This window comes from Nonomuraea sp. NPDC023979, from assembly GCF_040639085.1.
In the GTDB taxonomy this organism is placed as follows: Bacteria; Actinomycetota; Actinomycetes; order Streptosporangiales; family Streptosporangiaceae; genus Nonomuraea; species Nonomuraea ceibae.
Map to the genome: position 1 here is coordinate 87,217 of NZ_JBEZZG010000006.1, position 24,007 is coordinate 111,223.

The following is a 24,007-nucleotide window of genomic DNA, read 5'->3' on the forward strand; positions in this document are numbered from 1 at the left end:
GAGACGCCACGCCGGTAATCAGTAGCGCCACGGTCACGTTGCGCTACTGATTTGTGGCGGCATGTTTCCGCAGGTCGAAGGCCGACCTGCGCCTTCGCTTGTCCCCGCACTGGCAATTTTTCTGCTGGTGACGCAGGTCACCCGCCTTATCGTCGAGTCAGGCGACGGAGATAAGGAGGCGGGACACGTGGCCACCGAGAACCTGACACAGGGGCAGCGGATCGCGCGCGCTCGTCATCGTAAGGGCTGGGACCAGGCGACCCTGGCCGAGAAGATCGGCCGGTCCGTCTCTTGGCTCTCCAAGGTCGAGAACGGGCGCATGCCCTTGGACCGCATGAGCGTGGTCGGACAACTCGCCGAAGTGCTGGGCGTAGAGGTCGCTGAACTGACCGGTCAGCCGTACCGGCACGAGACGGCAGAACTCGACTCAGGCCATGCCGCAGTTCCGGGGTTGCGCCTCGCCCTCCAACAGGCTTCATTGCCCGCCGGGGTTGCACCCCTGCCGGCCCGTGCTCCGCGCACGCTGGCCGACCTGGAGGCGAATGTCCGCCTGGCCGAGCAACTCCGCCAGGACGCGAAGTTCACGGCGCTGGGAGAAGTCCTGCCCGGCATCCTCACGGACCTGATCGCTATCACGGGCGACTCCTCGACGGACCGCGATCGGGCTGAGGCGCTCATGCTGCGGGCCTGCCACATGGCGCGAGTCTCATCCAACCTCCTGGGTCACCACGACCTCGGCTGGACAGCGGTGCAGCGCGAACTCGTCGCCGCTCAACGCGTCGGCTCACCGGACCTGATCGCCGCAGCCAGTTGGGACCTATGCGGCGTCTGGCTTCACGAAGCCCAGCTCGACCCAGCGAAGAGCGCAGCACTGACCGCCCTGGATCAGATCGAACCGTACGTGGGCGCGAGCGACACGATCAAAGCCATGTGGGGCGCGCTGCACCTACGGGCCGCCGTCGTCTGCTCCCGGCTATGGGACCAGCACGAGGCCGAGAACCACCTCGACGAGGCTCGCCGCATTGCTCAGGCTCTTCCCCCGGACGGCAACGTCTTCCAGACCCAGTTCAACCGCGTCAACACCACCATCCACGCGGTAGAAGTCAGCATGGAGCTGGGAAGACCCAGGGACGTCATCACCCGCGCGGAACAAGTCGAGATCGCCACTATCGCCTCCTCCGAAAGACAGGCGCACTACTGGACCTGCACAGCCGCCGGCTTCCACATGAACCGAAGAGACAACGAAGCCGCGGATGCCCTGCCCCGCGCGGATCGCATCGCACCTCAGCACGTCCGCAACCGTCCACTCGTTCGCAACATCGTGCGCGACCTACGCGACAGCGCCCGTCTGCACCGCCAACGCGAGGTCCTCAACCTCGCCAAGGCGATGCGACTGCTCTAATCCCGATCATCGGTGAGCCGACGGCCCGCCGGCTCCCAGCCCATCAGGTAACCCGGGGGCGCCACGGCGTCCTGCCTAACGAATGGGGTAGTGCTCGTGGGTCTCACAGAGGACGAACGACAACTCTTGCTACGCGAACTGGCGGAGATCACGGTCGGCCTAGCCGAACTACAGAAGCGAGCAGAAGGGATCACTGCTCGGATCGATCAGGAGAAGTCCGAGCGTCTAGCTCGTCCAGCCTGATCGTGAGCTTCTCCATGTGCTGCCGGATCTCGTGGAGCTGCTCGGCGATGATGCGAAACTCTTCGCTTCGCTCTCCTGGTGGCGGCTCGGCAGCTTCATCACCGGGAGGGCGCATGACGAAGCTGCCCGCGCCCTGGCGGGTCTCGATCAATCCCTCGTCCCGCAGCACGGCCAGCGCGTTGCCGATGGTCATCATGGCCACGCCATATCGTTCGGCCAGCTCGCGAGCCACGGGGAGTTGCTCACCCACGGCATATCGGCCTGACGCGATGTCGCGCCGGACGTCCTCGGCAATCCTGAGGTACGGCCGGCGCCGGTCAGTGGATGCCATGTCTCCACAGTAGACGTTCTAGATGCCTAGGTCTCTGGGCAACCTGTAACCAATCTCGAAAAGATCATGGCATTCTCGGTTTGCAGAGCTAGATACCTAGGTATCTTGATAAGCAGAACAATCTCTTCAAAGGAGCTCCACTCATGCGCACCGTCCCCATCCCTGTGGACACCAGCAAGCTCACGATCACCTGCGTTAAGGCCCCGCGCCCGCGCGTTCTCAACCGCGACACCGGCGAGATCAAGACCGACAAGCACGGCAACACCGTCTACGAGGTCACCGTCTCCGTGGAAGACGAGTTCGGCCGGATCGAACTCGTCAAGATCGGCATCACGGGCGAGCCGCCCATCAAGGCCGGGCACGCGGTCAACGCGGTCGGCCTGCTCGGCTACATCTGGGAGATCGCCGGCAAGTGGGGCATCTCCTACCGCGCCACCGCGCTCCTCCCGCTCCAGGAGGCCGAGGATGTCTGACCAGCTCTACACGGTGCTCGGAGTCCTGGCCGCCGTCGCGGCTGGGCTCTGGGCCTGGCACCGCTGGCACTACCGCTCGTTCTGGCTCGTCGTCGGCTTCCCCATCATGGCCATCACCGTCCGGGCCACCTGGCGCAAGGTCGCCCTCGGCTGCGGGCTGACCAAGAAGCGGCAACGCTTCTGGTTCACCACCGTCCCCGGCCTGGTCGCCTCCACGGGCGTCGTCCGCGTCAAGCGCAAGTTCCAGCGCATCGCCGTGGACACCAAGCCGTTCATGTGGCTGCCCATGCCAACTCGGCACGGCTGGCGGGTCACCCTGCACACCCTGGAAGGACAGATCCCCGCCGACTACGCCGACGTAGCCGAACGGCTCGCGCACTCCTGGGGGGTGCACGCCGTACGGGTCACCTCCGACAAGCCAGGACGGGTACGGCTGGCCGCGACCATCCGCGACCCACTGGTCAAGGTTGACGAACTACCGCCCTCGACTGAACTGCTCAAGGTCACCGTCGGCAGACTGGAGACCGGCGGCCCCTGGGTCGTCGACTTCAAAACCGTTCCGCACTGGCTCAACGCCGGGGCCACGCAGTCCGGCAAGTCCAACCTGGCCAACGCGCTCATCGTCGGCCTCGCGCCGCAACCGGTCGCCCTGGTCGGCTTCGACCTCAAGGGCGGAGTCGAGTTCACCCCGTACGCGCCCCGCCTGTCCGCCCTCGCGACCTCTCGGGCCGAATGCGGCGGGCTGCTCGATGACCTGGTGGCGCTCATGACCGACCGCATGGGCGTGTGCCGGATGGCCTCGGCCCGCAACATCTGGCAACTACCGCCCGCCATGCGTCCGGTGCCGGTCGTGGTCCTGGTCGACGAGCTGGCCGAGCTCTACCTGATGGCCGACAAGTCGGAGAAGGACGAGATCGCCAAGACCTCCACCGCGCTCCTGAGGGTGGCGCAGCTCGGGCGGGCGTTCGGCATCTACCTGTTCTGCTGCGGCCAGCGCATCGGCTCCGACCTCGGCCCCGGTGTCACCGCCCTGCGTGCCCAGTGCTCGGGCCGGATCTGCCACCGGGTCAACGACCCCGAGACAGCGACCATGACGCTGGGCGACCTCGACCCGGCCGCGCTCGACTCCGCTCGCGCCATCGCCGCCGAGACACCCGGCGTGGCCATCGTGGCGAGCCAAGACGGCCAGTGGTACCGCGCCCGCTCCTTCTACGTCAGTGAGGCTGCGGCCGAACACGCCGCCCACACCTACGCCGACCACGCCCCGCCCTGGGCCGACGTCATGGCCGCCCAACCCCACCAAGCGCCCGACTCCCAATCCGCCTGACTGCCTGACCAAGAAGGGAGGAACCGTGATGCGCCGCTTCGCCGCCTGGCTGCTCGACACCGGCCCCGTCCTCGTCCTGGCGCTGATCGCGGGCGCGGGCTCGTTCTCCCACATCCGCGACACCGCCACCGAGCACGGCCAGCACGGATGGATGGCCTGGGCCGTAGCCGTGTGCATTGACCTGACCTGCGTCATGGCCGCTCGCGAACGCCAGCGCGACAAGAAGACCGGCCGAGTACGGCGCGGCCCGCTGTCCTGGCCCGTCCTCGTCCTGGCCGGCGGCATCGTCCTGTCCCTGGCCGCGAACCTCCAACAAGCCGACCCAACCGTGTGGGGCTGGATCACCGCCGCAACTCCGGCCGCCGCGTTCCTCGTCGCGGTCTCCATGCTCGAACGCCGCGCCACCACGCCCAGCCCCGAACCGTCCCCGGACGTCCAGCAGACGTCCCCGTCTTGGACGACGGCGTCCCCGTCCGTCCCCGACCGTCCCCAAGCCGTCCCGTACGAGGACCGTCCCGCGCTCGTCCCCGCCCACGAGGACGACGAGCAGGACGACGAGCAGGACGACGGCCCGGCACCCGACCCCGCACTCGTCGACTACGCCCGCCGTGTCGCCGACGACCATCACACCGCCCACAGCAGGCCCATCACCCGCGACCAACTCCGCGCCCGCCTGGGCGTCTCCAACCAACTCGCCTCAGACCTGCTCCGCACCCTGCGAACCCGATGAACAGGAGATCACCGATGACCGACGACCGCACCGCCCTCATCCACGGCCTCATCCACCTGGCGGTCTTCCTCCAGGCCAACCCCGACGTACCCGCCCCGCGCGGCACCACCGTCCACCACTTCCCCAGGGACGCCGACGACGACCAGATGCGCGCGCAGATCGACGCCATAGCCGACCTGATCGGCACTCCGATCGACTCCGACGGCGGCCACTACGGCACATCACTGCTCTTCGGCCCCGTCGAGTACCGGGCCGTGGCCATCCTGTCCGACGCCCGCACCCGCCACGCCGCCCACGACAGCTACCACGGCTGCATCACACCCGACAGCCCCGCTTAGGAGGTCACCAGCATGCGCATCCGCCTCGAAGGAAACCGCGCCGAAATCACCCTCGGCATGATCCACCTGCGCGAGGTCTTCGACGTCACCTCGATGTCGCGGGCCTACCCGGACCGCACCCGGCCCCGCAGCTACCGCATGTACGTCACCATCACCCCGCGCAAGAGCCGGTGATGACCATGACCGAACAGCCCTGGGCCGACTGGCCCCAGATCCTCGACACCATCCCGATCGCCGGCTACCGCTGCTGCACCTGCAACGGCACCGGCCTCACCGACAACAACACCTGCGCCGACTGCCACGGCACCGGCCTCGACAACCACGGCGCCTAATCGCGCTGAGCGCCCCCCGCCTGGCCACACATCCGCCAAGATCCGCGCCAGGCCGGGGGCTATCCCACACCAGATGACTGGATAGGACGGTCCCATCTTGCCCTGCCTTGCCCACTCCCACGCTGTAGCCGGGATGATCGACCGGCTCAACCACCCCGACTACGACCGCTGGGCCGCACAGATCAAGCGCTCCGGCGGCTGCCGCCAGCCCATCCACCTACGCGGCAAGGTCGAACACTACGACCAGGCCACCGGCCACCTCCTGCACCGCTACACCACCCGCACCGAACCTGACGGCATCCTGCGTGTCCCTTGCAAGACCCGCCGGGCCACTCGCTGTCCGGCCTGCGCTGAGACGTACCGCGCCGACACGTACCAACTCGTCCGCACAGGGCTGGTCGGGGGCAAGGGCGTGCCGGAAACGGTCAGCGCGCACCCGTGCCTGTTCGTCACCCTGACCGCACCTTCCTTCGGAGCCGTGCATGTTCGGCGGGAGAAGAGCGGCAAGGTCCTGCCGTGCCACGCCCGCCGCAACGCCGAGACCTGCCCGCACGGACAGGTCATGTCCTGCACTCGGCGGCACTCGGCAGAGGACGCGTGCCTCGGTGAGCCGCTCTGCCCGGATTGCTACGACTACGAAGGGTCGGTCTTGTTCAACGCCATCAGCCCGGAACTCTGGCGGCGCTTCACCGAAGCCCTCCGCAGGCGCTTCGCCAAACTCTCTGGCCTCACTCTCAAAGCCCTGCGTGAGCAGGCCGTCATCTCCTTCGCCAAGGTCGCCGAATACCAGCGGCGCGGCATCGTCCACTTCCACGCCGTGATTCGCCTCGACGGACCGGACGGCCCCACCTCACCGCCCCCTGCCTGGGCAACCGCCGAAGCCCTCGCCGACGCCGTCCAGCATGCGGCGGCGGTCGTGACGGCCGACGTGAAACCGCTCAGCCGTACCTTCCGCTGGGGCGAACAACTCGACGTACGCCGCATCACCATGGATGGCGAACTCACCGAGCAGGCCGTCGCGGCGTACATCGCCAAGTACGCCACCAAGGCCGCCGAATGCGTCGGCACCCTGGACCGGCGCATCCAACCCCTCGACGACCTGGCCGCCCTGTCGATCCGCGACCATGCCCGACGCCTGATCGCCGCATGCATGCGCCTGGGCTCCCTCGACGCCCTGGCCGACCTTCGCCTGATCCAGTGGGCCCACATGCTCGGCTTCCGCGGCCACTTCTCCACCAAGAGCCGCCGCTACTCCACCACTCTCGGCCAACTCCGCGCCGCACGCGAGGAACACCAGCGCGCCGAGGACATCACCACCGGCCGCCTCCCTCTCTTCGACGAAGACACCGTCCTCGTCATCGCCCATTGGGAGTACGCCGGACAGGGCCTCTCCGCCGGCGAACTGCTGCTCGCTGCCGCCATCACCGGCACCCAGCTTCCCACCGCTGGGAGTGGTGCCCGATGAGTAGGCGTGACGAACTGCTGACCGTTCCGGAGGTCCTCGCCGAACTCGGCGGAGTCTCCCGCCGCACCTTCTACCGCTGGCGGGAACTCGGCCGCGCGCCGGTCTGCATCCAACTGCCCAATCTCGAACTCCGCATCTGGCGGAGCGACCTCATGTCCTGGCTCGACTCGCGACGGGAGGCAGTGTGAACACCACCTATGACGTGAAGCTCGGCGCCATCCAACATCGCTCCGACCGTGATACCCCTACCTTCATCGCTCGCTGGCGGGTGGCCGGCAAGCAGAAGTCCAAGAGCTTCCGCACCAAGGGTTTGGCCAACGCCTTCATGTCGGACCTGCGGCAGGCGGCCAAGGCGGGGGAGGAGTTCGACGTCACCACCGGTCTACCAGTCTCGATGCTGGCGCCGGAGTCGTCGGGGCCGACGTTCCTGGAGTTTGCCCAGGCGTACATCCTTCAACGCTGGAACACCTCGGCCGCTAGGACTCGCGAAACGGACGCGTACGCGCTCCTCAGTCTCATCCCTGCTCTGGTGGACGACGCACCGCGCCGTCCATCCACTGCAGACCTGCGGGAGGTCCTCCGGGCTCATGTGCTGCTCCCAGAGAAGCGGCGGGCTGCCCTGACCTCTGCTCAAGCCGTGGCTCTGGGGTGGCTGGAGCGGGCTTCGCTACCGCTGTCGAGCCTGGGGGAGGCTCCCGTTCTTCGCACGGCCCTGGACGCTATCTCGGTCACCTTCGCCGGTGCCCCCGCAGGAGCGAACACCGTGCGGCGTAAGCGTGCGGTCCTCCATCACCTGCTGGAGCACGCGGTCGAGCAGAAGGTGTTCAGCAGCAACCCGCTCGACGCGATCAAATGGACGGTGCCGAAGGCCGTGACGGTCGTCGATCCTCGTACGGTGGTCAACCCCGTCCAAGCGAGGCAACTCCTCGACGCGGTTCCCAAGGTGGGCCGCAAGCGGGGTCCTCGCCTCAAGGCACTGTTCGGATGCATCTACTACGCAGCGCTTCGGCCGGAGGAGACGGCGGATCTGCGCGCGAACAACTGCACGCTGCCCGAGTCGGGATGGGGGCTGATCGTCCTAGAGCGAGCGCGGCCGCAGAGCACGAAGCGATGGACGAACTCTGGCGAGACTCACGAGTCCCGGAGTCTGAAGCACCGCGCAGACAAGGAGACGCGAGAGATCCCGATTCCGCCCGCCCTGGTCGTCATGCTCCGCGAGCACATCGCCGAGTATGGCACGGCCAAGGACGGCAGGATCTTCCGCACCGGTACCGGCGGGACCTACTCCAGCTCGGCGCACTCGTACGTCTGGCAGGAAGCCCGGAAACTCGCCCTCACTCCCGCTCAGGTGGCCTCGTCACTCGCCGCGCGCCCCTACGACCTCCGCCATGCGGCGGTTTCGCTCTGGCTGAATGCCGGTGTCCCGGCCCCTGAGGTCGCAAAACGTGCTGGGCATGGTGTTGACGTGCTGCTTCGGGTCTACGCGAAATGCATGGATGGCCAGCAGGAACAGATCAACGGAAAGATTAACGACGCTCTCGACGTATAGAAGCCGGACTTCGGCCCCGGCTGTGGCTGGGGCCTTTCTCCGATGCGCATCCGGGCAACGCCCCTGGCGGGGAGTGTAAGAACAACGGTGTAACTCCTGATCATGGAGGACACCCGTGATGAGTACTGTGATCCAGGCATCGACGGAGATCGACCTGGAGGACGCCGGCGTGGCGGGCAAGCCCAAGCAGAGCAAGGCCAAGGAGTCGGATCGGGAGCTGGTGGCCCGGCTGGTGGATCAGGCCCGTGCCGAGGGCGTGGAGCTGGTGGGTGAGAACGGGCTGCTGGGCCGGCTGACCAAGCTGGTGCTGGAGTCCGCGCTGGAAGGCGAGATCACCGACCATCTCGGCCACAACAGGCATGAGCGCTCCGGCAACGAGGGCGGCAACACCCGTAACGGCAGCCGGTTCAAGACCGTGCTCACCGATGTCGGGCCGGTGGAGATCAGCGTGCCGCGCGATCGGGACGCGAGTTTCGAGCCGAAGATCGTGCGCAAGCGGCAGCGACGGCTGTCCGGCGTCGATGAGATGGTCATCTCGCTGGCCGCCAAGGGACTGACCACCGGCGAGATCGCCGCGCACCTGGCCGAGGTTTACGGCGCCGACGTCTCCAGGCAGACCATCTCCACCATCACCGACAAGGTGCTGGAGGGCATGACCGAATGGCAGAACCGGCCGCTCGACCCCGTTTATCCGGTGATCTTCATCGACGCCATCCACGTCAAGCTGCGCGACGGCCAGGTCGCCAACCGTCCCATCTACCTGGCGATGGCAGTCACCGTGGACGGTGAGCGCGACATCCTCGGGCTGTGGGCCGGCGACGGCGGCGAGGGCGCGAAGTTCTGGCTGCACGTGCTGACCGAGCTCAAGAACCGCGGCGTGGCCGATGCGCTGATGGTGGTCTGCGATGGCCTGAAGGGCCTGCCGCAGGCCATCGAGACCGTCTGGCCCCGAGCCGTCGTGCAAACATGCGTCGTTCACCTGCTGCGCGCCTCGTTCCGGTATGCCGCCCGCCAGCACTGGGACGCCATCGCCAAAGCCCTCAAGCCCATCTACACCGCCCCGACCGAGGCCGCTGCACTCGAGCGCTTCTACGAATTCGCCGAACTCTGGGGCGGCAAGTACCCGGCGATCGTGAAGCTGTGGGAGGACGCCTGGGCCGAGTTCGTGCCCTTCCTCAACTTCGACACCGAGATCCGCCGGGTGATCTGCTCGACCAACGCCATCGAGTCGGTCAACGCGCGGATCCGGCGGGCGGTCAAGGCCCGCGGCCACTTCCCCAACGAGCAGGCCGCGCTCAAGTGCGTCTACATGGCGATCATGAGCCTGGACCCAACCGGCAAGGGCCGCAAACGCTGGATCACCCGCTGGAAGGCCGCCTTGAACGCCTTCGCCATCACCTTCGACGGCCGCCTGACCCCGACCCCTCGATAACTAATCAAGATCGAGATACACCGTTATCTAGACACACCCCCCTGGCGACACGCGACAGGTTGGGTGATCGCGGCGGATCTCGAAATCATGCGGCACCCTGGCAACCACTCGGTGAATAAGGAGGATTATGCACGGTGATCGCTCCCCGCTCGAAGGCTCCAGGCCACGCCGACGGCCACCGTACGGCCTGCCGCTGCATAGACGCACCACGCTCCATGAAGAGTCGGAGTCGACCGCCGAGCCGCAGTCTGGGCCGTCGGTCAGCTATAGAGACGCCTCGATCCTGGGACGGGACGATCTCTGGCCCCGGATGTACTCGACTCCGACACCTCCCAGGGGACATCCTCAGGGCGTCGGAGATCGCTGGCTGAGGCCGGTGCTCGTCGCGAGCTTCGTGGTCTGCCTTGCTCTCGGGATGTGGTCGGGCATGTCCGGCGCGGGAACCCCGCCATCGAAGACCGGCGTCGCCTCGGCGCCCAGCACCCGCACTCACACGACCGCTCAGGGTGCAGTGCCTACCCCGCGCCCGACTTTCACGCCCGCTGGCCCCCGTGCGACGCCTTCCGCCTCACCCCGGTCAGAGCGCAAGGTATCGAAGCGATCCGAGCGGAGGCACGGGCCAGTGAGCCGTACGGCACGCCAGCAGGAGCCGAGTGCGGCCGGCAGGCGGAGCCACTCGCAGAAGGCGGCCCGAAAAAGCCCTGGAGGAAACGTCAGGAATGGATCATCCCGTTTGATCTCGGCGAAGTGTGACCGTCTGTTCCCGCCGTCTCGTCCCAACTTTCGCGTCCGCAATCGGGTCTGCCACCAGATCTACGGTTAGCGTGCGGCTCGACGGCGTGGGGGACGTGCCCCTTGCAAGAGGTTGGTGGAACGGGGCCATGGTCACGCGAGGATTCGCTTCAACGTGACGCGAGTCTGATCGATCACGCTGATAGCGGCACCGAGCCGGTTATCGACGTTGATGTGCGCCGTGGGTGGGCTGTTGTTGGTATCCAGGCCGCTGGTATAGGCGGCCCAGTTGTCCAGCTTCCAGGCGTCGCGGGCGGCTCGGCGGATCTCGATGTGCCTGCGCATCGACGTGAGGTCGCAGCGTATCCAGATCACTCCCACGTCCGCGCCCATGGCTGAGCACTGGCCAGTCAGGTGGGACATCCAGCCGGGGCTGTTCATCTCGGCGATGAACGGCGCGGACAGGATGGCCGAGGTACCCACCCGCAGATTGTCAAAGGCGGTCTCCAGCAAGCACCGGTACTCCAAGGGACGTACTTCGCGTAGGTAGAGCTCGGTGTGCCGGTCGTGGGGATCGCCGCCGAGTGCGGTAAGCAGCCGCTCGGCCATAGCGCAGGTCATGGAGTCCTTGTCGAGAAGGGCCCAGCCAGTGACCTCGGACAGGAACCGAGAGAACTCGCTCTTGCCGGATCCGGCGTAGCCGCAGACGAGCGTGAGAATCGGCTCGACGCTGCGCCGCTGGCCGCGTTTGCGCCATGTCTGTACAACGCGGCTGATGAATCGTGTCTGCTCGACGTCCGCCAGAGGGCCGGTAATCCTCATGAGGCTTCGTTCGATGACTTCGGCAGCGATGTCGCTGGTGGCGGGCCCGATGGATCGAGTCAAACCGGAGTCGCGATTCTTCACGCCTCAATAATGCGGGGCGCAAACGGCCCATGGGGCCATGATCCTGAATAGCTGTAGGCGGCGCTGAAAGTAGGACACCGAGTCTGTCTTGTGTCATATATAGACTTATTGTGACTAAACGTACATCGGCCATTCCATTTCCATATGGTGGGGTATTACGGGTTCACGTGGTGCGTCCGTTGTGTTTGACTCCTGACGTGTAGCCACGCCCTCGGGGAGGGGCCATGGGGGAGTTCGTCGGGATCGATCCCCTCGGCGCAGAGAAACTGATCCGCCAGATGGAAGCGGGGAAGGACGTCCTCGCCAATGCGCGTCCGGGGCTCGAAGCGGCGATAGCGGAGGCGGGCGCCGAGTGGGCCGGCCGCGAAGGCGTTGCCCCGATGCACCGCACCTGGTGGTTCTTCCACGAGTCGCAGCAGGATCTCAAGTGGCGCATCGACATCATCAAGCGCATCGTGCCGACCCAGCAGAAGGGCATGCTGACCGGCACCTTCCCCTTCAGCAGCGCCACCGAGGCCACAGAGGCGGCCAAGCGGGACGCGGGTGCCATCACTGCCGCGCTCAACTACCACGACCAGTTCCTGTCGGGGCCGAGCTGGGCCGGGGTGGAGAAGGCATTGGCGGCGCTCAAGGGCAGGATCGACGACCCGAGCTACTCGGGGGCCCTGCTGACCGCGCTCGGTCCCACGACCTTCCAGAAGTTGATGCGCGACTGGATGAACACAGAAGCCGCGGGAACGCGTAGAGGACTGACCCCGGACACGCTCAAGCGCGCTGGTGAATCTTCCCCCGGCCTGCTGGCAAGAGCCTTCGCCACCGCTGAGAGCTCCGGGCGACTCGGGAACGAGTGGCAGAAGATGATCGAGACGGCCCCATCGGACATCCTGTCCAGCCTCGTCGCGCTGGCCCCGCAGTCCGGTACGTTCCTCAACCGGGTGGCGACCAACCTGCTGACCCGCTCACCGAACTCCGACGCGTTCCCCACCGATCCGAACTGGAACCTGCACAACCTGGCCAAGGCGTACGAGGCAAACCCGGAGGCGTTCCGGCGTCTGCTGGTCGAGCATCCGAACGAAGCCGGGGTCATGCTGGATGCCTACACCATCAGGTCGTTAGGCGTTCCTGCGTACGAGGAGACGTTGGCCAGGGCGCTGCATGGGGCGTTGAAGCCCGGCGCCGGGGCTGACGACATGCGGGAACGGGCCTGGATCACGGTCATCAACAGCATCGGAGCCGAGCACACGTTGTGGGTGGGTGGCGGCATCGGCACCTTCGCCGACTCGCCCATCAGCCGCGTTCTGGCTCAGGACATCACGCCCATCCTCGACAAGCTCGCCCGGGGCCAGGCCGTGCGCAACTCACCAGACGTGCCGTTCCTGGAGCCCAGGGCGCCATGGGACAAGCTCGACCCCACAGTGAGCGCCCGGTTCCTCGGCGCGCTGATGCAGGACTCCAGGGCGGCCGACACGTTGATGAAGGCCGGTACGGACTACATGAAGCAGCTGGACATGGGGCGCTTCCATCCCTTCGACCCGAGCCACTACGGACGAGAAGCGCACGTCAAACTGGCCGAGCGGACAGGCGCGCTGACGAACCTGCTGCTGGCCGGCTCGACATACGCCGAGTGGAGCGACGATGAGTATGCCGACCACCTGGCTGGCTTCCTCCTCATGCCAGTCGACTTCATCAGCAACAAGTACCTGCCAGTCAACGGCGCCCTTGCGTCCACGGTTAAGGACAAGGGGCTTGACGACGTCAAAGACGTGATGAAGGACCTGATCACGGACTACCTCGACAAGAAGACGCCAGATACAGCCCGGTCGATCGCCAGCACCCTCGTGAACGAACAGGTCGAATGGCTGAGCCGCTCGCTCAGAGAGAACGGGCAGAAGGCGTTGACCGCATCCGAGACGGCCATGATGCGAGATGCCATGGAAGGCCGGATTCACGACGCTCTTCTTGACGCGCTGGAAAGACGGGGTGGCTGACCTTGCCCGTCAAACACCAACTCCTCCGCGAGGCGGCTGAGAAGGAGACGCTCGCCTCTACCTTCACCAGGTACGCCAAGACCCTGGCCGAGACCTTCGACGGTATCCCCGCGAAACCAGGCGACAGCGAATCCTTCTGGAAGGGGCCGGCTGCTGAACGGTACCTCACGCAGACCGCCCGCCTCAGACGCGAGCTGGCCGAGCTGGAGAATTCGTGCCTGGCCACCGCCGAGAACCTTCGCCGCCGCGCCAAGCAGCTCCGGGACGATGCTGCGAGTGTACCTGACCCCATGTGACCGCGTTCAGGCATTGATGTGATAGCACTCAGTCTTCCCGATGATCATGACGTTGGGTGTTGATTCCATGCGGGCGAGCAGGACGAAGGTCAACCTCGCCTCGGGATTGACCACCACGGCGACACTCACATCGTCTTCCCAAAGGTCGAGATTATCCACGACCTGAGTGGAATAGCCCTTGCTGATGAGCTGGCCTTTCAGCAACCCGACAAGGTTGGTCGCACTCTCTGCCGCCGGATTCGCGAAGTTCCCTTTGGCGATGTAGAAGCGCTGCTCCTCGTCGTTGAGGCATGTCGAGTCCCGGTCTCGGTCGGCCCGCTCCTTCGTCAGCCCCGTCAGGCCTGCTTCGATGCCGGACACCACCGCGTCCCCATCGCTCACGAGGTGCCGTACCGCTTCCGCCAATGTCGGCCGCTCTGGGTCTCCGGAGCACGCCGTCAGGGCCGCGAAACTGATAAGTACCACGGCCACTGCTCTCGAACTCGCAGTAAGGCGCACGACCCGGACCCTATCCGATCACTCCTCGCTCGTACATCCATTCGTCCCAGCTATAGCAAGTCGCGATAGGCGCTGTTGGTCTCGATCGCTGCGGCGGTGCGCGCAGTCGTCCTCAGCGTTCTAGTGCTTACAGAGCGCTGAAACTACTGCTCGGGAGGCTAGGCGCGCGCTATGATCGCCAAGCTAGCCATCGGCCACTGTGTGATCTACGAGATGCTGACGGACGGGACTGCAAAGCAGCGCCAGAGAATGACTGGAAAGTAGGATCGTGCCGTGATGACATCAAAAGCCTCTCTCTGAAGGAAGATGAAGCGTGCGACGCATCGGCCTTTACTATCCCTACATTCATTTTCGCGATGACCGGTGGCTCAAGGCGGCAGCGCTGTACTGGCCTCAAATGGCGCGCGTTGTGCCGCCCGGATACCAACTGCGTGACTCGGAGGTGGCGCGGACTCTTGCAGATGGGCTCGATTTCCTCGTTGACGTGGGCCCCGATCCCGCAGCCGCCGCTGTGTCCTCCCTGTTCCAGCAGGTGCTTGCGGAGTACGCTGACCGCCTGCGCGGGCTGTATCGGGCGCTCCCTGAGCGCCGATTGTCCCACAGCGCAGAGTCGATCCTTCCCGTTCTCCTGGCGAATGAGCGCCTGTATCCTCCAGCTCTTATAGAGACGCTTGAACAGCCGGGCAACAATGAAAATAACACACCTGAACCATTTGATCCGTTTCGGCAGCTCCCCCTCACCGGAATTCTCCTCGACGAAGTCGAGCCTGAACTTCGATACAGCTTTATACAAGCAGGACTTGCCTTCGAAGCGGGCAGAGAGGAAGGCAGTCCCAGGAGGTGGCTCGCGGTCCATCCGCAGCTCGCATGGGTCTACAAATGTGCTCTCACGCGGGAGATCGCTCGGCAGAACCTTCTCCAGCCCACAACCGACCAGGTTGTCACACAATCTGTGGACCATGAATGGACGGCCGACCGGATCGCAGACGCCCTGCTGCTCCCACTCAACGAATCGGTAGATCGGCGCGCCCACGAGCTGAGCAACAGGCTCGCCTTCCTGGCCCTCGAAATCGCCGTTCCATCCAACCTAGACAACGTCCCGACCAAGAAGATCGTCGCTCTCCGGAAGCGTTACGGAGCCGACTTCGATGCCTTCGGAGAGTCGGTGACCACGACGGTGGCTGAGTTGGCCGACACTCTTGCCGAAGTTGAAGAACCCCGGATCCTTGACGCCTATCTGCGTCAGGAAGTAGAACGAAAGTTCAAGCGTCCCCTTGAAGAGCTGCGCAAGGCCATGCGAGGTGTTGGCGTGGACTCTGTTTATGGAGCATTGAACGTCAAGTTCGAGCTCCCTGCGTCTGTGGCCGCCCTGAGCGGAGGTATTGCCGCCGGAGAGCCCGTTCTCGCCAGCGTTGGAGCAGCAGCGTTTGGCCTGATCGGCATCGTACGCGCCGCAAGGCATGATCGAGCTCAGAAGCTCGCTCCTTCACCTGAGAGCTACCTACTCCATCTTGGCAAGCTGGCCCCGGAGTCATTGCTGAGCCGAGTCGCCGGCGGCTCCCGAAGGGCGGCCGGGCACTAGCGGACCGTTCGGCGCTGATAGAGGGCTTCTTTGGTTGTTGTCAGTCGCGGGGCGAACGCCGCGACGATCAACGAATGTCCTGCCAAGAGCTCTCACAGGAGGGACAAGGTGAACGGCGTCCTCCCGAGAGTGGATCGCCGCAGGGTAGTCAATTGCCCCTTGAGTCGCGTGGGAGATGCCGTCAAGATCATCCCCCGTGTGTCCCCAGGTCGTGGTCCTACGGCTGCATTCGGGTGCCTTTGGCGACCTACCAAGGGTCTGGAAAGCAAAGACCTGCGGTCAAGAAACCGCAGGTCAGCGTACGAAAAGCCTGGTCGAGATGAGTGCCCCCGGCAGGATTCGAACCTGCGGCACCCGCTTTAGGAGAGCGGTGCTCTATCCCCTGAGCTACGGAGGCGGACGAAGTAAGCCTAGCGAAAGTCTGCCACTGCGTGGGCCCTCAGCCCCCACCAACTTCACCGAGGCCCTGCGCCCAGGGCGTGCCGTGCCATGGGTGCGCAGGCGGGCGGTAAACACATGGCAACCGGTTACCGGCCGTGGTGTCGCCCGCGGTTACGGTCGGCGCGTGGACAGTAGGCGACGTAGGCAGGCGCGTAGGCGGCCCGTGGTGTTGTTCGCGGCGCTGCTCGCGCCTGCGATCTTCGCAGGCGGGTTGCTGGCGGGGGAGATGTCTCAGTACCAGCACGAGGGCAAGAGGGGCCGGGAGCGGGAGTTCAAGGTGTTCGCTCCGGTGCTGGTGCCTCCGCCTGCGCATCCGGCGCGGCAGTACGTGGCGGCGATGCCTGCGCCTGTCACAGAGGCGGAGACGGAGGCTGGGGTGGAGGTGTTGGTCGTTCCCGGGGAGCCGGCGGTGCAGGCGGTGGGGATTACGAGGGATAGTTCGGCGCCGCCAGTCCAGGAGGCGGCCCCGGAGCCTTCGGATCGGGCGCCGGCAGCGCCGTCCGATTCGCAGTCCGATTGCCCGGGGGAGTGGGTGGACACGTGGCTGTGGGAGCTCTGCAGGGAGCATGAGCGGCAGCCGGCGGTGAGCCTCACGGGCGATTTGGCGTCGGGGTTGTGACGGGATCCGGGATCAGGGCGTACGCGTACGGGCGTACGGGCGTACGGGCGCGCACAGGGTGACGTGGTGGCGCTTCAGGTGACATGGGGGTGTCACGACTGAGGCCGTGCTCCTGAAGCCGGTGCAAGGCCGGTGTCCGTGCTCCATCGTCTTGGAGCGGCGAACGGGTCGGCATGGCAGCGGAGCCTCGGGTCGGGCAGAGGGCCGCCGTACGACGTATCGGATCGTCGATGGCGCTCCCACAAGCACTCACAAGCACCCACAAGCCCCCGCAAGCCGCCACCGCACCCCCGAAGCCACACCCCAACCCCCACCTCCCAAGCCAGGAGCAGTACAAAAGCGTCGTTTGCCTCATAACGGCTCTTCGGAGTTCGGTCCGGGCACTCGGGGGGCTGTAGTAACGTGCGTGCCGGACGCGGGTAACGAGTTTGCAAACGGAGGAGTCGAACGTGCCAGCCCCTCGATCAGCAGGTCTGATCGCGGTCGTCGTGGCGATGACTTCCCTGCTGGGTGCTCCTGCCGAAGCCCGGCAGGCCCAGGACACCCGCCAGCCCCTAGGGAGCCAGGCCCTAGGGGCCCAGGCCCTGGGGACCCGGTCCGACCCCGCCAACCTCACCGAGCTGCGCAAGGAAGCCGAACGGGCGGCGCAGGAGCTCGAGGAAGCCAACAAGGCGCTGATCAAGCGGCGTACCGAGTTCGAGGCGGCCGAGAAGGAGCTGGAGGGCAAGCTCCAGGCCCTCGCGAAGGCCGAGCGGCACCTGGCCCAGATCCGGCAGCCGGTGTCGCAGATGGCGGAGCTGCTCTACATCCAGCCGCTGGCCAGTGACACGGTCGTGCCGTTCCTGGCGGGGGACGCCGATGCCGACACCCTGCGGACCATGGCCAGCATCAACCACATCGTCATGGTGCGGCAGCAGGCGGTCGACCGGAGCACCGCGCTGATCCAGCAGACGGAGAGGCTGGCCGCCGAGGCGCAGGAGCTGCGCGCGGGGAACCTGCTGGCCGAGGCGCAGATGGCCGCCGAGGTGGATCTGCTCAGGAAGCGGTCGGACAAGGTGGTCAAGTCGCTCACCGCGGCCCTGGTGAAGATGGGCATCAAGATCGACAAGGTGGGCCGGGCGGCGCTGGGGTGCAATCCGCTGCGGGCGGCGACGGCGGGGGAGTATCCGAACGGGCTGATCCCCAAGAGCATGCTGTGCCCGCTCCAGCAGAAGGGGTTCAGCCTGCGGGCCGACGCGACGATCGCGTTCGTCAGCCTGAACGAGGCGTTCAAGCGGCAGTTCGGCAAGCAGATGTGCGTGACCGACGCCTATCGGAGCCTGGCCGAGCAGCAGTCGGTCTATTACCGGCGGCCGGGGTTCGCGGCGGTGCCGGGGCGCAGCAATCACGGGCTCGGGCTGGCTGTAGACCTCTGCGGGGGCGTGGAGCGGTTCCGGTCCCCGGAGTTCAACTGGCTGGAGAAGAACGGCAAGAGGTACGGGTGGTTCCACCCGGACTGGGCCTACAGCAGCCCGTTCGAGCCGTGGCACTGGGAGTACGACCCGAAGATGGACACCCTGCCCTAGGGCGCCGGGGTGAGCTCGGCGGTGCAGTGGGCGCAGCGGGTGGCGGCCTTGGGGATCTCCGAGAGGCATTCGGGGCAGGCCCGGTGGGTGATCTCCTCGCGGGCCTCGGCGCGGTCCTTGAAGTGGGTGTAGGGCTTGACGATCAGGAAGTAGATCACGGTGGCCATCACCAGGAACGACACCAGGGCGTTGATGAAGTTGCCGTACATGAAGTTGGACTGGCCGATGGTGATCTTCAGGGACGAGAAGTCGGGCAGGCCGCCGAACGCCGAGATCAGCGGCGTCAGCAGGTCGGCCACGAACGACTGGACGACGGCGTTGAAGGCCGCGCCGATGACCACGGCGATGGCGAGGTCGATGACGTTCCCGCGCATCAGGAACTTCTTGAATCCACTCATGCCAACAGAGAGTAATGGATCGATCACTCCGTGATAGTGATCGACAGGTGCCCTCCCGCCTGGGCGCCGGCCAGGTCGGCGGCCTGGGACCGCGTGGTGGCCAGGACCACCAGGGCGCCGTGGTCGCTGGGGGCGTCGGGGATGGTGAGGACCGTCACGTCGTCGGCGACGAGCGCGGCGGGGGCGCCGTCGCGGGCGGCCAGCACGCCGATCGTGGAGCCGGGGGAGATCAGGCGCACGACGTCGGGGTCGGAGATGCGTACGGGCGTGGCGACGGCGCCGGGAGGCAGGCGGAGGGAGTGGAGCAGGCGGACGTCCGTCAGCGGCTCGCCGCGGCGCATCGCGCCGGCCAGGACCCGGCCCACCGCGCCCGAGCGCAGGGCGCCGTCGGGCGGGTGGGGGAGCGGGACCGCGCGCAGGTCGCCGGGGCGCAGCACGCCGGGGGCGAGGTCGCGGGCGGCGACCAGCACCGTGGGGCCCGGAGCGGGCCGCAGGGCGACGAAGGCGGCCAGGACGCCCGCCGCGGCCAGGGCGGCCGCGACGAGGCGGCGGCGGCGCTCGCAGCGCCGCAGCCACAGGCGGATCACGGCAGCTCGAAGGGGAGCTTGATGCCGTCGAGGGCCGCGCCGCAGGGGCAGGAGCGCTCCTCGGGCAGGGACCGGACGGCGTCGGCGACCAGCGAGCGCATGCGGGTGACGTTGCGCGCGAAGAACTCCAGGACCTCGTCGTGCGTGACGCCCTGGCCCGCCTCCACACCGGCGTCGTGGTCGGTCACCAGGGACAGGGACGTGTAACACAGGGCCAGCTCGCGAGCCAGGACGGCCTCGGGGAAGCCGGTCATGCCGACGATGGCCCAGCCGTTGCGCTGGAACCACTGCGACTCGGCCCGGGTGGAGAAGCGCGGCCCCTCGATGACGACCAGGGTGCCGCCGTCGAGCGTCTCCCACTCGCCGGCCCGCGCCGCGGCGACGGCGACCGCGCGGCCGGCGGGGCAGTAGGGGTCGGCGAAGGAGACGTGCACGGCGCCGCCGGTGTCGTAATAGGTCTGGACGCGGCCGGAGGTGCGGTCGACCAGCTGGTCGGGCACGACGATCGCGCCGGGGCCCAGCTCGGCCCGGAGCGAGCCGACGGCGCTGGGGGCGAGCACCTGGCGCACGCCGAGCGAGCGCAGCGCCCACAGGTTGGCCCGGTAGGGGATGCGGTGGGGAGGGAAGCGGTGGTCGCGGCCGTGCCGGGGGACGAACGCGACCTGGCGCGAGCCGATGCGGCCCACGGTGACGGTGTCGCTGGGCGGGCCGTAGGGGGTCGTGACCTCGACCTCCTCCGCGTCGTCGAGCAGGGAGTAGAAGCCGGAACCGCCGATGACGCCGATGTCTGCGCGAGTGACCATGGCGCAGACATTAGCGGCGCGCCGGGTGGCCGCCGAGACCCCGAATCCCGTTCTGTGGATAACCTGCAGCGGAACGTGTTCGAATCCTCACGATGAGTATGATCGCAGGCATGCGGCAACGTGGCCTGGGGCTCATCATCGTCGCGCTCATGCTCGGCATGCTGCTGGCAGCGCTCGATCAGACGATCGTGTCCACGGCGCTGCCGACGATCGTGAGCGACCTCGGCGGGCTGGAGCACCTGTCGTGGGTGGTGACGGGCTACATGCTGGCCGCCACCGTGTCGACGCCGCTGTGGGGCAAGCTGGGCGACCAGTACGGGCGCAAGAGGCTGTTCCTGGCCGCGATCGTGATCTTCCTGGCGGGGTCGGCGCTGTGCGGGCTGAGCCAGAGCATGGGGCAGCTCATCGCGTTCCGGGCGATCCAGGGGCTCGGCGGCGGCGGGCTGATGGTGCTGGCCCAGGCGATCGTCGGTGACGTGGTGTCGGCCCGCGACCGGGGGAAGTACCAGGGGTTCTTCGGGGCGGTGTTCGCGGTGTCGAGCATCGTGGGGCCGCTGCTCGGCGGGCTGTTCGTCGACCATCTGTCGTGGCACTGGGTGTTCTATGTCAACCTGCCGCTCGGCGCGGTCGCGCTGCTGGTGATCGTGGCGGCGCTGCCCGGCGACGCGAGCCGCACCCGCCACACGATCGACTACGCGGGCGTGGCGCTGCTCGGCGGGGCGACCACGTGCCTGGTGCTGATCACGACGTGGGGCGGCAACACCTACGCGTGGACCGAGCCGGTGATCATCGGCCTGGCGGTCGCGGCGGTCGTGCTGGTGGCCGGCTGGATTCGGGCGGAGCGGCGGGCCAGGGAGCCGGTGCTGCCGCTCGGGCTGTTCCGCAACAGGGCGTTCGCGATGTCGTCGGTGGTCGGGTTCGTGGTCGGGTTCGGGATGTTCGGCGCGCTCACGTACCTGCCGCTCTACCTGCAGATCGTGCACGGGGTGACGCCGACGCTGTCGGGGGTGTTCCTGCTGCCGATGATGGCGGGGACGCTGACGCTCTCCATCGTGAGCGGATTCGTCATCTCGAAGACTGGCAAATACCGATATTTCCCGATCGCCGGCACCGCGATCGCCAGCGTCGGCATGTTCCTGCTGTCCACGCTCACCGAGCACAGCGGCACCGCCGTCATGGCCGCCTACCTGCTGATCCTCGGCATCGGGCTGGGCATGACCATGCAGGTCCTGGTGATCGTCGTGCAGAACGCCGTCGACTTCAAGGATCTCGGCGTGGCCACCTCCGGGGCGACCTTCTTCCGTTCGATCGGCGGCTCGTTCGGGGTGGCGACGCTGGGCTCGGTCTTCGCGGCCACGCTGAGCACCGACGTGGCCCAGGTGCTGCGCACGACCACGCTGCCGCCCGGCTTCGACCCGGCGCAGATCCAGCGCGACCCGACCGCGATCCAGCGGCTGCCGTCCGACCTCGCCGCCGACTTCCTGCACGTCTACGCCGACGCGATCGCCGCGGTGTTCCGGGTGGCGGCGCCGATCATGCTGGTGGCGTTCGTGCTGACCTGGTTCATCCCGGAGCACCGGCTCAGGCAGACCACCCGGGCCTCCGACATCGGCGAGGGGCTCGGCGCCACGTCGGCAGAGCGGTCGTCGCTGGCCGAGGTCGAGCGGGGCCTCGTCCGGCTGGCGGACGCCGACCTGCGCAAGGGCTACTACGCGCGGATGGGCGACCTGGCCGGGCTGGAGGGCATGCGGCCCGAAGGCGTGTGGATCATCGCCAGGCTGGGCGGCGAGGGCTGGGTCAAGGCCGTCGACCTGGCCGAGCGCGCCCAGGTCAGCAGGGCGCGCGGCAGACCGTACGTGGACCGGCTCGTCGCCGACGGCTACGTGGAGCGGTCGGCGGACGAGGAGTGGCTGCGGCTCACCGAGCGCGGGCAGGCGGCGGCGCTGCGGCTGCTGCGCAGCTCGCGCGAGGCCCTGGGCCGGCTGGTGGCCGACTGGGGGCCGCACCCGCAACTGGAGGAGCTCCTCGACCGGATCGCCCCGGAGCTGCTGGGCGCCGCGGGCGACAGGCCCCGCTAGCTCGTCAGTTGGACGCGGCGGCCGGAGCGGGCTTCGACTCGGCGGGCTTCGACGACGACGACTCGGCCGACTTGGACTCCGCGGGCTTCGAGGAAGCCGTGGCCGGAGCGGACGTCGACGACGAGCGGTTGTCGGTCTTGTAGAAGCCGGAGCCCTTGAACACGATGCCCACGGCGGAGAACACCTTGCGCAGGTTGCCCTGGCACGCCGGGCACACGGTCAGCGCATCGTCGGTGAACTTCTGAACGACTTCGAGCTGCTCACCGCAGTCGTTGCAGGCGTACTGGTAGGTCGGCACGCGCTCCTCCTTCAGGGGTTTGGCACTCGAGCGATGCGACTGCTAATGGTAACCGATACGGTCAAACGACTATTCCACTCCCCGCTCCCCGTACCATCCGGCCAGCTTGCCGCGGCGGCTGACGGCGCGCATGCGGGTCTCGGCCTGGTCGCGGCAGGCGGCGGTGGTGACGAGCAGGATCTGGTCGTCGACGCGGACGCGGGTGTTGGCGGCAGGCACGAACGACCTGCCCTCGCGGACGATGAGCGTCACCTGGGCGCCGGCCGGGAGCCGCAGCTCGAAGATCTCCACGCCGTGCAGCTTGGAGCCAGGCGGGACCTTGATCTGGAGCAGGTCGGCGTTGAGCTCCTCCAGCGGCGCCGACTCCACCTCCAGGTCGTGCGCCTCGCCGGGCGCGGCGACCTTGAGCAGCCGGGCCGCGAACGGCAGCGTCGGCCCCTGGAGCAGCGTGAACACGATGACGATCACGAACACCTGGTTGAAGATGTCCTTGGAGCCGGGGACGTCGGCCGCCCACGGGATCGTCGCGAGCACGATGGGGATCGCGCCGCGCAGCCCGGCCCACGACAGGAACGCCTGCTCGCGCCAGGTGACCGTGGCCAGCCGGCCCACGCGGGCGACGGCCGCGCTGACCATCACCGACAGCGGCCTGGCCACCAGCGCGAGCACGGTGCCGGCGATCAGGCCGGGCACGATGGCCGACGGCATCTCCTTGGGGCTGGCCAGCATGCCGAGCATGACGAACAGCCCGATCTGCGCCAGCCAGGCCGCCGCCTCCGCGAAGCCCCTGGTCGCCGCCCGGTGGGGGAGCCGCGAGTTGCCGAGGATGAGCGCGGTCACGTACACCGCGAGGAATCCCGAGCCGTGCAGCATGACGGCGCCGCCGTAGGAGGCGAGGGAGAGCGCCAGGACGGCGATCGGGTAGAGGCCGGACACCGGCAGGGCGATGCGGCGCAGCGCGTAGGCGCCGGCGGGGCCGACGGCGAGGCCGACGCCGCCGCCGATGAGCAGCTCCAGCGTCGTCTCCAGCAGGAACGAGCCCATGCTGGGGGTCGGCTGGGCGGCGCTGCTCAGCAGCACGACGGCGATCACGGTGGGGGCGTCGTTGAAGCCGGACTCGGCCTCCAGGGTGCCGGACAGCTTCGAGGGCAGCGGCAGCCTGCGCAGCACGGAGAACACGGCCGCGGCGTCGGTGGGGGCGAGCACCGCGCCGAGGATCAGCGCGGTGGTCAGGCCGACGCCGAGCAGCGCCTGCACGGCCGCCGCGACGACGACGATGCTGACCGCGACGCCGATCGTGGCCAGGATGAGCGCCATCGGGACCGCGCGGCGTACGTGGTTCCAGTTGGTGGTCAGGCCGCCCTCAGCCAGGATCACCGCGAGCGCGATCAAGCCGATGCGCTGGGCGACCTCCGGGTCGCTGAACGGGATGCCGAACCCCGCGTCGCCCAGCAGCAGGCCGAACCCGAGGAAGAGGAGCAGGCTGGGCAGGCCGCTGCGGTGGGCGACCCGTACGGACACGACTGCGGCGATGACGATGGCAGCGCCGAGAAGGAGCCAGACATCAAGCGTCATCCAGTCCCCTCTGTGCGTG

The 24,007-nt window shown here is 67.4% G+C and carries 25 protein-coding genes and 1 tRNA gene; 17 read left to right on the plus strand and 9 right to left on the minus strand.

Annotated elements, in window-relative coordinates; translation table 11 throughout:
• Positions 1-61: 61 nt before the first annotated feature.
• Positions 62-1,402: a helix-turn-helix transcriptional regulator gene (locus tag AB0G11_RS13940; protein ID WP_357586071.1), complete on the plus strand. Its 1,341-nt coding sequence runs from the start codon at positions 62-64 to the stop codon at positions 1,400-1,402.
• Positions 1,403-1,592: 190 nt separating this feature from the next.
• Here AB0G11_RS13940 and AB0G11_RS13945 read toward each other — a convergent pair whose 3' ends face one another.
• Positions 1,593-1,976 carry a GntR family transcriptional regulator gene (locus AB0G11_RS13945; RefSeq protein ID WP_357586073.1) on the minus strand — a complete coding sequence of 128 codons (384 nt, stop codon included), beginning with the start codon at positions 1,974-1,976 and terminating at the stop codon, positions 1,593-1,595.
• A gap of 143 nt (positions 1,977-2,119) precedes the next feature.
• On the opposite strand from AB0G11_RS13945, the gene AB0G11_RS13950 reads away from it, so the two are divergent.
• From AB0G11_RS13950 to AB0G11_RS13995, 10 genes are all read left to right on the plus strand, one after another.
• On the plus strand, positions 2,120-2,449 hold the full coding sequence (locus tag AB0G11_RS13950) for a hypothetical protein (RefSeq protein ID WP_357586075.1): 330 nt from the start codon (positions 2,120-2,122) through the stop codon (positions 2,447-2,449).
• The gene (locus tag AB0G11_RS13955) at positions 2,442-3,776 is read left to right on the plus strand and encodes an FtsK/SpoIIIE domain-containing protein (RefSeq protein ID WP_357586077.1); all 1,335 of its coding nucleotides are present in this window, start codon (positions 2,442-2,444) and stop codon (positions 3,774-3,776) included. Before AB0G11_RS13950 ends, AB0G11_RS13955 begins: the two co-directional genes overlap by 8 nt.
• A 28-nt stretch (positions 3,777-3,804) precedes the next feature.
• On the plus strand, positions 3,805-4,506 hold the full coding sequence (locus tag AB0G11_RS13960) for a DUF2637 domain-containing protein (RefSeq protein WP_357586315.1): 702 nt from the start codon (positions 3,805-3,807) through the stop codon (positions 4,504-4,506).
• A 14-nt stretch (positions 4,507-4,520) separates the two neighbouring features.
• Entirely contained in the window at positions 4,521-4,844 is a 324-nt protein-coding gene (locus tag AB0G11_RS13965) for a hypothetical protein (RefSeq protein WP_357586079.1), read from the plus strand.
• Between the two features lie 12 nt (positions 4,845-4,856).
• Positions 4,857-5,018, plus strand: a complete 162-nt coding sequence (locus AB0G11_RS13970; RefSeq protein ID WP_357586081.1) for a hypothetical protein — start codon at positions 4,857-4,859, stop codon at positions 5,016-5,018.
• A gap of 5 nt (positions 5,019-5,023) precedes the next feature.
• Positions 5,024-5,176 carry a hypothetical protein gene (locus AB0G11_RS13975; RefSeq protein WP_357586083.1) on the plus strand — a complete coding sequence of 51 codons (153 nt, stop codon included), beginning with the start codon at positions 5,024-5,026 and terminating at the stop codon, positions 5,174-5,176.
• Between the two features lie 133 nt (positions 5,177-5,309).
• Positions 5,310-6,641, plus strand: coding sequence for a replication initiator (locus AB0G11_RS13980; protein ID WP_357586085.1), 1,332 nt, complete (start codon positions 5,310-5,312; stop codon positions 6,639-6,641).
• Positions 6,638-6,829, plus strand: a complete 192-nt coding sequence (locus AB0G11_RS13985) for a helix-turn-helix domain-containing protein (protein WP_357586087.1) — start codon at positions 6,638-6,640, stop codon at positions 6,827-6,829. Before AB0G11_RS13980 ends, AB0G11_RS13985 begins: the two co-directional genes overlap by 4 nt.
• Positions 6,826-8,190, plus strand: a complete 1,365-nt coding sequence (locus AB0G11_RS13990; RefSeq protein WP_357586089.1) for a tyrosine-type recombinase/integrase — start codon at positions 6,826-6,828, stop codon at positions 8,188-8,190. Before AB0G11_RS13985 ends, AB0G11_RS13990 begins: the two co-directional genes overlap by 4 nt.
• A gap of 118 nt (positions 8,191-8,308) precedes the next feature.
• Entirely contained in the window at positions 8,309-9,622 is a 1,314-nt protein-coding gene (locus tag AB0G11_RS13995; protein WP_357586091.1) for an IS256 family transposase, read from the plus strand.
• 885 nt (positions 9,623-10,507) lie between these two features.
• Here the strand turns inward: AB0G11_RS13995 and AB0G11_RS14000 are convergent.
• A complete protein-coding gene (locus AB0G11_RS14000; RefSeq protein ID WP_357586093.1) occupies positions 10,508-11,260 on the minus strand; it encodes an AAA family ATPase in 753 nt (250 codons plus the stop codon).
• Between the two features lie 224 nt (positions 11,261-11,484).
• On the opposite strand from AB0G11_RS14000, the gene AB0G11_RS14005 reads away from it, so the two are divergent.
• Entirely contained in the window at positions 11,485-13,248 is a 1,764-nt protein-coding gene (locus AB0G11_RS14005) for a hypothetical protein (RefSeq protein WP_357586095.1), read from the plus strand.
• Between the two features lie 2 nt (positions 13,249-13,250).
• A complete protein-coding gene (locus AB0G11_RS14010) occupies positions 13,251-13,544 on the plus strand; it encodes a hypothetical protein (protein ID WP_357586097.1) in 294 nt (97 codons plus the stop codon).
• 6 nt (positions 13,545-13,550) lie between these two features.
• Here the strand turns inward: AB0G11_RS14010 and AB0G11_RS14015 are convergent, their stop codons facing one another.
• Positions 13,551-13,904: a hypothetical protein gene (locus AB0G11_RS14015; protein WP_357586099.1), complete on the minus strand. Its 354-nt coding sequence runs from the start codon at positions 13,902-13,904 to the stop codon at positions 13,551-13,553.
• Between the two features lie 451 nt (positions 13,905-14,355).
• On the opposite strand from AB0G11_RS14015, the gene AB0G11_RS14020 reads away from it, so the two are divergent.
• Positions 14,356-15,624 carry a DUF6236 family protein gene (locus tag AB0G11_RS14020; protein WP_357586101.1) on the plus strand — a complete coding sequence of 423 codons (1,269 nt, stop codon included), beginning with the start codon at positions 14,356-14,358 and terminating at the stop codon, positions 15,622-15,624.
• Between the two features lie 324 nt (positions 15,625-15,948).
• Here the strand turns inward: AB0G11_RS14020 and AB0G11_RS14025 are convergent.
• A tRNA-Arg gene (locus AB0G11_RS14025) sits at positions 15,949-16,021 on the minus strand.
• Between the two features lie 207 nt (positions 16,022-16,228).
• Here AB0G11_RS14025 and AB0G11_RS14030 point away from each other — a divergent pair.
• Both AB0G11_RS14030 and AB0G11_RS14035 read left to right on the plus strand, forming a co-directional pair.
• On the plus strand, positions 16,229-16,684 hold the full coding sequence (locus tag AB0G11_RS14030; RefSeq protein WP_357586103.1) for a hypothetical protein: 456 nt from the start codon (positions 16,229-16,231) through the stop codon (positions 16,682-16,684).
• A 449-nt stretch (positions 16,685-17,133) separates the two neighbouring features.
• Positions 17,134-18,249, plus strand: a complete 1,116-nt coding sequence (locus tag AB0G11_RS14035; RefSeq protein WP_357586105.1) for a D-alanyl-D-alanine carboxypeptidase family protein — start codon at positions 17,134-17,136, stop codon at positions 18,247-18,249.
• Here the strand turns inward: AB0G11_RS14035 and mscL are convergent.
• From mscL to AB0G11_RS14050, 3 genes are read right to left on the minus strand one after another with little or no spacing between them, the layout of a single operon-like run.
• Complete coding sequence (gene mscL / locus AB0G11_RS14040) at positions 18,246-18,647, minus strand: large conductance mechanosensitive channel protein MscL (RefSeq protein WP_219500158.1); 402 nt, start codon at positions 18,645-18,647, stop codon at positions 18,246-18,248. The genes AB0G11_RS14035 and mscL overlap by 4 nt on opposite strands.
• 23 nt (positions 18,648-18,670) lie before the next feature.
• Entirely contained in the window at positions 18,671-19,234 is a 564-nt protein-coding gene (locus tag AB0G11_RS14045) for an SAF domain-containing protein (RefSeq protein WP_357586107.1), read from the minus strand.
• On the minus strand, positions 19,231-20,037 hold the full coding sequence (locus AB0G11_RS14050) for an S-methyl-5'-thioadenosine phosphorylase (RefSeq protein WP_357586109.1): 807 nt from the start codon (positions 20,035-20,037) through the stop codon (positions 19,231-19,233). Before AB0G11_RS14050 ends, AB0G11_RS14045 begins: the two co-directional genes overlap by 4 nt.
• Before the next feature lie 110 nt (positions 20,038-20,147).
• Here AB0G11_RS14050 and AB0G11_RS14055 point away from each other — a divergent pair, with 110 nt between their 5' ends.
• Positions 20,148-22,115, plus strand: coding sequence for an MFS transporter (locus AB0G11_RS14055; RefSeq protein ID WP_219500163.1), 1,968 nt, complete (start codon positions 20,148-20,150; stop codon positions 22,113-22,115).
• 4 nt (positions 22,116-22,119) lie between these two features.
• Here the strand turns inward: AB0G11_RS14055 and AB0G11_RS14060 are convergent, their stop codons facing one another.
• Both AB0G11_RS14060 and AB0G11_RS14065 read right to left on the minus strand, forming a co-directional pair.
• Entirely contained in the window at positions 22,120-22,413 is a 294-nt protein-coding gene (locus tag AB0G11_RS14060; RefSeq protein WP_357586111.1) for an FmdB family zinc ribbon protein, read from the minus strand.
• Positions 22,414-22,482: 69 nt separating this feature from the next.
• Positions 22,483-23,988 (minus strand): potassium/proton antiporter, encoded by a 1,506-nt coding sequence (locus AB0G11_RS14065; RefSeq protein WP_357586113.1) that lies wholly within the window; start codon positions 23,986-23,988, stop codon positions 22,483-22,485.
• Between the last annotated feature and the right edge of the window lie 19 nt (positions 23,989-24,007).